Genomic DNA, 9,311 nt, shown 5'->3' with positions numbered 1-9,311 from the left:
TCTATATACTTTCAAAGGTATGAAAACAGCGCTGTTATTTCAACAATCCGCGCGAAATGACAATTCTTTGAATTTCAGATGTCCCCTCGTAAATCTGCGTTATTTTGGCATCTCGCATCAAACGTTCAACATGATATTCCTTCACGTAACCGTATCCGCCGTGGATTTGTACCGCTTCAGTCGTGGTACGCATAGCCACTTCAGATGCATATAATTTTGCCATTGACGATGCTTGTGCATAAGGCTTACCATGGTCTTTTAGCCAGGCTGCTTTAAGGCACATGAGGCGGGCAGCTTCAATTTCGGTAGCCATATCGGCCAGCTTAAACTGGATAGCCTGGTGGTCGGCCAATGGTTTACCAAAAGTTTTGCGGTCCTTAGCGTATTGTTTAGCCAGTTCATAAGCCCCGGATGCAATACCCAAAGCCTGCGAAGCAATACCTATCCGGCCGCCATCCAGCACGTTCATGGCAAACTTAAATCCAAAGCCGTCTTCGCCAATGCGGTTTTCTTTAGGCACTTTAACATCAGTAAACATCAGCGAATGGGTATCTGAACCGCGGATGCCCATTTTGTTTTCTTTTGGGCCAACAGTAAAGCCAGGCATTCCTTTTTCAACAATAAAAGCGTTGATACCGTGGTGTTTCTTTGCTGCGTCGGTTTGGGCTATGACAATATAGGTAGATGCGGAGCCGCCGTTGGTGATCCAGTTTTTGGTGCCGTTGAGCAGGTAATGATCGCCCATATCAATAGCCGTGGTGCTTTGTGACGTGGCGTCAGATCCGGCTTCCGGTTCCGAAAGGCAGAAAGCGCCAATATGTTCGCCCTTAGCCAATGGCGCGAGGTATTTTTGCTTTTGCTCTTCAGTGCCATATTTTTCAAGTCCATAACACACCAGCGAATTATTCACGGACACAACTACCGAGGTAGATGCATCAATTTTTGAAAGCTCCTCCATCACCAGCACATATGATATGGCATCCATACCGGCTCCGCCATAATTGGGGGATACCATCATGCCAAGGAAGCCAAGTTCGCCAAGCTTCTTTACCTGTTCGGCAGGGAATTTTTGCAGTTCGTCGCGTTCAATAACACCAGGCTTCAATTCTGTTAGCGCAAAATCACGCGCTGCCTGGCGAATCATTTTTTGTTCTTCGGTCAGTTCAAAATACATGGGTATAATTAAAGCATAAATATATAAAATACTATGCATGCATAGTAAAATTTGTAAATAAAAAAAGAGAGCTTTTTTTGAAGCTCCCTTTCCCCTAATTAATTTAAACTATTGATTAAACCCAAAACAAAGAACAAAAAATCTCAACTTGGGCGTCTGAGAATTCAATTTTAATTTTTCACAGGTAGATGTTACTAAATCTTTTATTTTTTCACAGATGATACAGGGCGAATATTTCTATACAAATCTTTTGCCATAATTATAAAATTGTGGCATTAATATTTCATGTTTAAACGTTAGTTGTCATTTTTTATAAAAGAATAATATCTGCATATAAAATGTATTGATGTTATTTTATTTTTAGCTTACACAAAAAACATAAAATATTAAATAAGCCGATCCACCCATGCTTTTAACTGATTTTGAATACCTTAACGACACGGATAGCGCGTTTAAACGAAAAGTTGCCTTACAGATAAAAACTTTGCGTAAGCAAAACCGGGTTACCCAGGAGCGGTTTTTTAACGAAACCCGCATAAATATTGCCCGGCTTGAATCAGGTATTATTGATATCCGGTTGGAAACACTTCGTAAAATTTGTTATTATTTTGATGTTTCTTTAGCAGGTTTCTTCCAGGGGATATATTAAATTATCATATTTAGAAAAAAACGCTGTCCTAAATTCTATTATACCATACAGTCGTTGTATTTTAATTCATACACACACCTAAAAAATGAACAAACAAATCCGTTCCTTATCCCTGATCACTGCAACTCTTGGCACTTTACTCAGTGCTTGTAGCCATGAAGACAAAACAAAAGCCTACGAAGCCGGCGATCCCGTGATCCATAACATGGACACTACTGTAAAACCGGGCGACGACTTTTTTAAATATGCCAACGGCACCTGGCTGCGTAAAAACCCTATTCCAGCGGCATACGCCTCCTGGGGTATTGGTAATGTTGTGCAGGAGGAGCTGCGCGACAGGATGAAGAAGATCAATGAGGATGCACTGAAAGCTAACGCATCCAAAGGCAGCAACACCCAAAAAATAGGTGATTTCTATTTTAGCGGGATGGATACCGTTAATATCGAAAAGCAAGGCCTTGCACCGCTGAGGGACGAGCTGGATAAAATTGACCGGATAACAGATATTAAAAGCCTGGTTGAAGAGTTTGCCCATTTGCAAAGGATAGGCGTAACGCAACCTATTGGTGCCTATGTTGGTCAGGATGCCAAAAATAGCTCGAAAATGGCTTTGAGCTTATATCAATCGGGCATAGGTATGCCTAACCGCGATTATTATTTTAATAAAGATGAACATAGTGTAGCTATCCGTAACGATTACCAAAATAAATATCTGCCGACGATGTTTAAACTGGCCGGCTTAACTGCTGATAAAGCGTTAGCAGCGGCTAAAAAGACCTACTCGCTTGAATCCTTTTTGGCCGATAGCAGCCGCAAGCTGGAAGATCTGCGCGATCCGTATCATAACTACAACAAGATGACGCTTGCCGCATTGGGCAAGCTGGCCCCGGATATCGACTGGAAACCCACCTTTGAAAAGATGGACTACAAAAATTCCGATACCGTAATTGTTGGGCAGCCGGAGTATTACGGGGCGTTGAATAAGGCACTGAAAGTTTATTCGATAGATGATTGGAAAAATTACCTGCGCAATAACCTGATAACGGCTTTCGGCTCGTACCTGAGCAAACCTTTTGACCAGGAGATCTTCCGTTTTTATGAGAAAGTAATTGAGGGCAGCACGGCGCAACTCCCGCGCTGGAAACGTGTACTGGATACCGAAAATGGACTGATGGGTGAAGTGTTGGGACAGATCTTCGTAAAAGAGTATTTCCCCGAAAAAACAAAGGAGCGCTACGTAAAGCTGGTTGAAGAAATGCGTACCAGCTTTAAAGAGCATATTGAAAAACTGGATTGGATGAGCCCCGAAACCAAGGAGAAGGCTTACTACAAACTATCAAAAGTAAATCCGAAAGTGGGCTATCCGGATAAATGGAAGGATTTTTCGACATTGGAGATCAATCGTGGTCCTTATGCCCTTAATGTATTGCGGGCAAACGAGTGGTGGCATAACTTCAGTGCGGCTAAGCTGGGCAAACCTGTCGACCGTACCGAATGGGACATTACCCCTCAGACCTACAATGCTTACTATAATCCGTCGAACAACGAAATTGTGTTACCCGCGGGTATTTTTACTATTCCCGGTTATAAGGACGAAAATATAGACGATGCCATTATTTACGGCTATGCTGCTGCATCAACCATAGGCCATGAAATGACCCATGGCTTTGACGACCAGGGCCGCCAGTTTGATGCCGCCGGAAACCTGAAAGCCTGGTGGAAACCACAGGATTCGGTAAAATTTAGCCAGCGCGCCAAAATGCTTATCGACCAGTTTAACGGTTACAGTATTTATGGTTTGCATGTAAACGGCAAAGCCACCCAGGGCGAAAACATCGCCGACCTCGGTGGGATTGTAATAGGCCTGGATGCCTTCAAGAAAACTCAACAATATAAAGAAGGTAAACTGATTAACGGTTTAACTCCATTACAGCGCTACTTTTTGGGCTACTCCTTAGGCTGGCTTACCCAGGACAGGAAGGAGTCACTTTCAAGCCAGATCCTTACCAATGAGCACGCTCCCGGTTTTATGCGTGTTAATGGTCCTTTTACCGATGTGCCTGAGTTTTATGAGGCATTCCACATTAAAAAAGGTGATAAGATGTGGATAGATCCGGATAAGAGGGTGAAGATATGGTAGATGTATAAAAAAATGTCATTGCGAGGAGCAAGCGCTGGACAGTGAACCGGGGCGACGTGGCAATCTCGTAGCTGTGCACAAACACTTTGCAAGTTCGCTCTGTATCCGACGAGATTGCCACGCTATCGCTCGCAATGACGGAAGAGAATAATCCCGGTGATTCCCGCATATTTTAACCCGGAATATATCCCAGATGTTACAAAGGCCTTATTTAAAGGCCTTTGTTTTTGTTAAATTTGTTAAAACGCGTTGACATGACCAAACTTTACAAAGGAACCCTCTTTGGCGGAGCTGCTTTGGCTTTATTTGCCCTGAGCGCCTACCAAACAAAAACTACTGATAAACCCGCCGACCCAGTTTATGACAATCTTGATCAATCGGTAAAGCCGGGCGATGATTTTTTCAAATATGCCAACGGCGGCTGGCTTAAACGTAATCCTATACCGGCAGCATACTCAAGCTGGGGCATAGGCAATGTAGTATCCGAAGAACTACGCGACAGGCTGAAAAAGATCAACGAAGACGCCCTGAAAGCCAATGCTCCAAAGGGCACATCCACTCAAAAAATAGGCGATTTTTATTACACCGGACTGGATAGTGTAACCATCGAAAAACAGGGCATCAACCCTATAAAAACACAGCTGGATCTAATTGATCAGGCTACCGATATAGCAGGGATCCTGAACGCAGCAGCTGTGTTAACTACCACCGGCACCCGCAATATCATAGGCAGCGGCGTACGACAGGATGCCAAAAATAGTGTTAAAACCATCGTACAGTTGAGCCAATCAGGTTTAGGACTGCCTAACCGTGATTATTATTTTAAAACCGATGCCCGTACCGCTAAAGTACGCACTGATTACATGAACAACCACCTGCCGGCTATGCTGAAGCTCTCGGGGTGGGATGAACAAAAGGCAGCACAGGGAGCAGCAAGTGTGTTTAAAATAGAAAAGTTTTTGGCCGATAGCAGCCGTAAGCTCGAAAACCTGCGTGATCCGTATCGCAATTATAACAAAATGACCATAGCCCAGTTGGGCAAGCTTACCCCTAACATCAACTGGCCGGTAATGTTCAGTAAGCTGGAATATAAGCAGCCAATTGATACCGTGATTATTGGTCAGCCGGAGTATTACAGGGCGGTTAATACGGCGCTTAGTACATTTTCTGTTGATGACTGGAAAGCTTACCTGCGCTGGAAACTGATTTCATCATATGCTCCTTATCTTAACACTGCCGCCGATGCCGAAAGTTTCCGGTTTAGCGGCAAGGTAATATCGGGCCGTAAGGAGCAATTGCCCCGCTGGAAACGTGTACTGGATACCGAAAACGGTTTAATGGGCGAGCTGCTGGGACAGCTTTTTGTGAAGGAATATTTCCCGGCGGAAGCTAAGCAGCGTTATACCGACATGGTTGAAGCCATACGCCAGGCATACCGCGAACACATTGCTAAGTTGGACTGGATGAGCCCTGAAACTAAGCAAAAAGCTTTGGCAAAACTCAACGCTATTCATCCTAAAGTTGGTTATCCTGATAAATGGAAAGATTTTTCGAGCATGGAAATCAGCCGCGATTCGTATGCTGGGAATGTGATGCAAGCCAGGCATTGGGCTTACCTGTTTAACATTAACAAACTCGGTAAACCGGTTGACCATACCGAATGGGGCATGACACCACAAACCTATAATGCCAGCTATAGCCCGTCAAATAATGAGATCACCCTGCCGGCAGCACAATTCAGTATTCCGGGAGTGAAAGATAGCGAGGTGGACGATGCTGTAGCTTATGGTTATGTAGCGGCATCAACCATTGGCCATGAAATTACCCACGGTTTTGATGATGAAGGTCGCCAGTTTGATGCCAAAGGCAATCTTAGGGCTTGGTGGACGCCGACCGATTCGGCAAAATTCACCAAACGCGCTAATATGCTGGCCGACCAGTTCAGCAGCTATGTGGTACTGGACAGCCTGCACGTAAACGGCAAAGCATCCTTAGGCGAAAATATTGCCGATCTGGGCGGAATAGTATTAGGCATTGATGCTTTTAAAAAGACCAAACAATACAAAGAAGGCAAACTCATTGATGGCCTTACCCCAATGCAGCGCTTCTTTTTAGGTTACGCCCTCGGCTGGCTTGGCCAGCAACGCGATGAATCATTGGCCAACCAGATCCTGACGGATGTACATGCCCCTGGTTTTTTAAGGGTGAACGGCCCGTTTAGTGATGTGCCGGAGTTTTATAAGTCCTTCCATATTAAAAAAGGCGATAAGATGTGGATTGATCCGGATAAAAGGGTGAAGATCTGGTAAGCCCCCAGTCCCCTAAAGGAAAAGTTGCGTTAAGCAACTTATACAACCGTCATTGCGAGGCACGAAGCAATCCCCTACGAGCAGAGCGGATTTGCAAGTTCCCCTGTACAGTTTGCGATTGCTTCGTTCCTCGCAATGACGTGATGGTGAAGCACAAATCCCTCTTCATTTGTCATCGTCATGAATTTTTAAATCCTACAATCCTTTTACAAATAAACAGTTGGCAAAATTCAATTAATCACCTATTTTTGTCGCAATCATATACATAACATCATGGGACACCATAAAGAAGAAAAAGAAAACTTTGATTACATATACTACTTAGTAGGATTAGTTTCAGGCCTATTTGTAGGCGGTATTATTGAAAAAGGCTTTACCTGGATTTTTGTAGGTGGTGTTTTAGGTTTATTAACTGCTGCTGCATTTATCGCCGTGTTAGTTCGTGGCCGTAATGAAGAGGCCTGATCCTGACCTGCCCTCATTTATAAAAAATTGGAACCAGTTTTACGGCATTGTTGCCGCATGGCTGGTTTTTTTAGTTTTAGTATTCTGGCTCATTACCAAATTCTTTGAATGAGTTTAACCGACTGGATTGTTTTAGGCCTTACCATATTTTCTATAGTGCTGTATGGCATATGGAAAAGCGGTAGTAATAAAAATATCGACCAGTTTTTAATGGGCAGCCGCTCATTGCCGTGGTACCATGTGGGGCTATCGGTAATGGCTACGCAGGCCAGTGCTATTACCTTTCTTTCGGCACCGGGGCAAGCCTATTCAGATGGGATGCGTTTTGTGCAGTTCTACTTTGGGCTGCCGCTGGCCATGATCGTGCTTTGTATTACGTTTGTCCCCATTTTTCACCGCCTTAAAGTTTACACTGCCTACGAGTTTTTAGAGCAGCGTTTTGACCTGAAAACCCGTGCGCTTACGTCGTTCCTTTTCCTGGTGCAGCGGGGACTTTCAACCGGGGTTACCATTTATGCGCCGTCTATCATCCTTTCAACCATATTGAATATCAACACGGTTTATACCACACTGTTTATTGGTGGATTGGTAATTGTTTATACTGTTTATGGCGGCAGTAAAGCTGTTTCATACACCCAGCTATTGCAAATGAGCATTATTTTTACGGGCATGTTTTTAGCGGGTATATTGGTGGTTTACCTGTTGCCCGGCAATGTAAGCTTCATGAGCTCGCTTAAAATGGCCGGCAAAATGGGTAGGATGAACGTTATAGATTGGAAGTTCGACCCCAATAACCGCTATACCATTTGGAGCGGGCTTATTGGTGGTTTCTTTTTACAACTCTCCTACTTTGGTACTGATCAGAGCCAGGTAGGTCGTTATTTAACCGGAAGCTCGGTAGGGCAAAGTCGCCTGGGCCTCATCATGAACGGATTGATCAAGATCCCGATGCAATTCCTGATCCTGTTGATAGGCGTGCTGGTATTTGCGTTTTACCAGTTTAACCGCCCGCCAATGTTTTTTAACCAATATGAGGTTAAACAAATTCAGAAAAGCGATTACGCTACACAATATAATTCCCTCGACCAGCAATACACCCAGGCTTTTGAGCAAAAGAAGATCAAAGCCAATGAACTTGTAAAAGCTATCGACAGTAAAAATGAAGAAAGTATTGGCCGTGCGCAAAACCAGTTAAAGATAGCCGATAACCAGGCCCATACCATCAGGCAAAACGCTATTGAGCTGATGAAAAAGAACAACCCCAAGGCCGACGATAATGATACCAATTATGTGTTCCTCACCTTCGTTACACAGTATCTGCCTAAAGGCTTGATCGGCTTACTGATCGCTATTATTTTCCTGGCGTCTATGGGCTCAACCGCAAGCGCCTTAAACTCGTTAGCATCAACAAGTGTGGTTGATATTTACAAACGCATTATTAATCCTAACGCTACAGATCAGAATTATTTAAATGCATCGCGCCTGGCAACGGTATTCTGGGGTTTGGTTTGCATCGGCATGGCATTGTATGCCAGCAGGATCGGTAACCTGCTCGAGGCCGTGAACCAGTTAGGCTCTTATATCTATGGAACCATACTTGGGGTGTTCATTGTGGCCTTCTATCTCAAAAAAATAAAAGGTACTGCGGTATTTATAGCTGCTATTATAACGGAGGCTATTATTTGCCTTATGGGGTATTATAACGTGATAGCATATTTGTGGCTCAATGCTATCGGTGCAATCCTGCTGATTATAATTGCGTGGATTATTAATAAAGCCCCCTCTAAATCTCCCCCGGTTGGGGAGACTTTCTGAATATTATCAATTTTTAAAAAGAAAATCGCCTTTTCTTATTGAAAAAGGCAATTTTCTTTTTAAAGCCCTCCCTTCCGGGGAGGGTTGGGTGGGGTTTATTGCTTAGCCTGATCCAACGCTTCCTGGTTCAGACGGGCGTATTCTTCATCTTTGTCGGCATTGGCCAGGGCTATACCGGCTTCTGCTGCTGCGATGGCACCGGCTTTATCACCTTTGCGTAATAACAGGCGCGATTCCCATAGCTTATACCAGGGGCCTTTCGGCTCAATTTTTTCGGCTTCGTAAACCCAGCCAAGGGCTTTGTCAACGTCTTTATGATTTTCGTAGTAATACTGTATGGCATTGAAGTAGTATGGTTTGCGGTCACCTTTCATCAACTCGTCAATATTGGCAGTGATCTTGGCGTCATCGTCGGTTTCCATGTGGATATAGGCCGCGGTTTTATCCCAAACCAATACCAGGTCGGTTGATTTGGTAGTTGAGTTAACAAAGGCCATGGTAAAGGTTTCCCTTTTTTCGCTCACACGGATAGGTTTGATAATAAAGCGCAAAAAATCCTGGTCTTGCTTGTAGCTGTAAGCGCCCCATTGTTTTACAACTTTATTAAGGATAATGGTCCACTCGTTTTTGGTAGGGATACTGAACAACGAATAAGTACCAGCAGGTACCGGGTTTCCTTCAATAACAACTTTTTCGGTAAAGGTGATGGTGGTTGCGGCGTTAGCACCGGTGCGCCAAACTTCGCCGTAAGGGATGATA

General features: G+C 44.1%; 7 protein-coding genes. 5 read left to right on the top strand and 2 right to left on the bottom strand.

The annotated features are described in order from the left end of the window. Positions 1 to 34 precede the first annotated feature (34 nt). On the bottom strand, positions 35 to 1,174 hold the full coding sequence (locus VF500_RS18010) for an acyl-CoA dehydrogenase (protein WP_330861007.1): 1,140 nt from the start codon (positions 1,172 to 1,174) through the stop codon (positions 35 to 37). Between the two features lie 406 nt (positions 1,175 to 1,580). On the opposite strand from VF500_RS18010, the gene VF500_RS18005 reads away from it, so the two are divergent. The 5 genes from VF500_RS18005 (at position 1,581) to VF500_RS17985 (ending at position 8,552) form a co-directional block, all read left to right on the top strand. After that, a complete protein-coding gene (locus VF500_RS18005; RefSeq protein ID WP_121232559.1) occupies positions 1,581 to 1,823 on the top strand; it encodes a helix-turn-helix domain-containing protein in 243 nt (80 codons plus the stop codon). A gap of 85 nt (positions 1,824 to 1,908) precedes the next feature. Beyond that, positions 1,909 to 3,963: a M13 family metallopeptidase gene (locus VF500_RS18000; RefSeq protein ID WP_330861006.1), complete on the top strand. Its 2,055-nt coding sequence runs from the start codon at positions 1,909 to 1,911 to the stop codon at positions 3,961 to 3,963. 254 nt (positions 3,964 to 4,217) lie between these two features. Then, the gene (locus VF500_RS17995; RefSeq protein ID WP_330861005.1) at positions 4,218 to 6,272 is read left to right on the top strand and encodes a M13 family metallopeptidase; all 2,055 of its coding nucleotides are present in this window, start codon (positions 4,218 to 4,220) and stop codon (positions 6,270 to 6,272) included. Positions 6,273 to 6,545: 273 nt separating this feature from the next. Then, positions 6,546 to 6,737 carry a hypothetical protein gene (locus tag VF500_RS17990; RefSeq protein WP_091209712.1) on the top strand — a complete coding sequence of 64 codons (192 nt, stop codon included), beginning with the start codon at positions 6,546 to 6,548 and terminating at the stop codon, positions 6,735 to 6,737. Positions 6,738 to 6,845: 108 nt separating this feature from the next. Next, a complete protein-coding gene (locus VF500_RS17985) occupies positions 6,846 to 8,552 on the top strand; it encodes a sodium:solute symporter (RefSeq protein WP_330861004.1) in 1,707 nt (568 codons plus the stop codon). 95 nt (positions 8,553 to 8,647) lie between these two features. Here VF500_RS17985 and VF500_RS17980 read toward each other — a convergent pair. After that, positions 8,648 to 9,311, bottom strand: a 664-nt coding sequence (locus tag VF500_RS17980) for a DUF2911 domain-containing protein (protein WP_330861003.1), incomplete at its 5' end; no start/stop codon positions are given.

The sequence above is a fragment of the Mucilaginibacter sp. genome (assembly GCF_036383575.1).
Taxonomy (GTDB): domain Bacteria; phylum Bacteroidota; class Bacteroidia; order Sphingobacteriales; family Sphingobacteriaceae; genus Mucilaginibacter.
The sequence above is the reverse complement of the archived record's forward strand: the minus strand, read 5'-3'. Positions and strand labels throughout refer to the sequence as shown.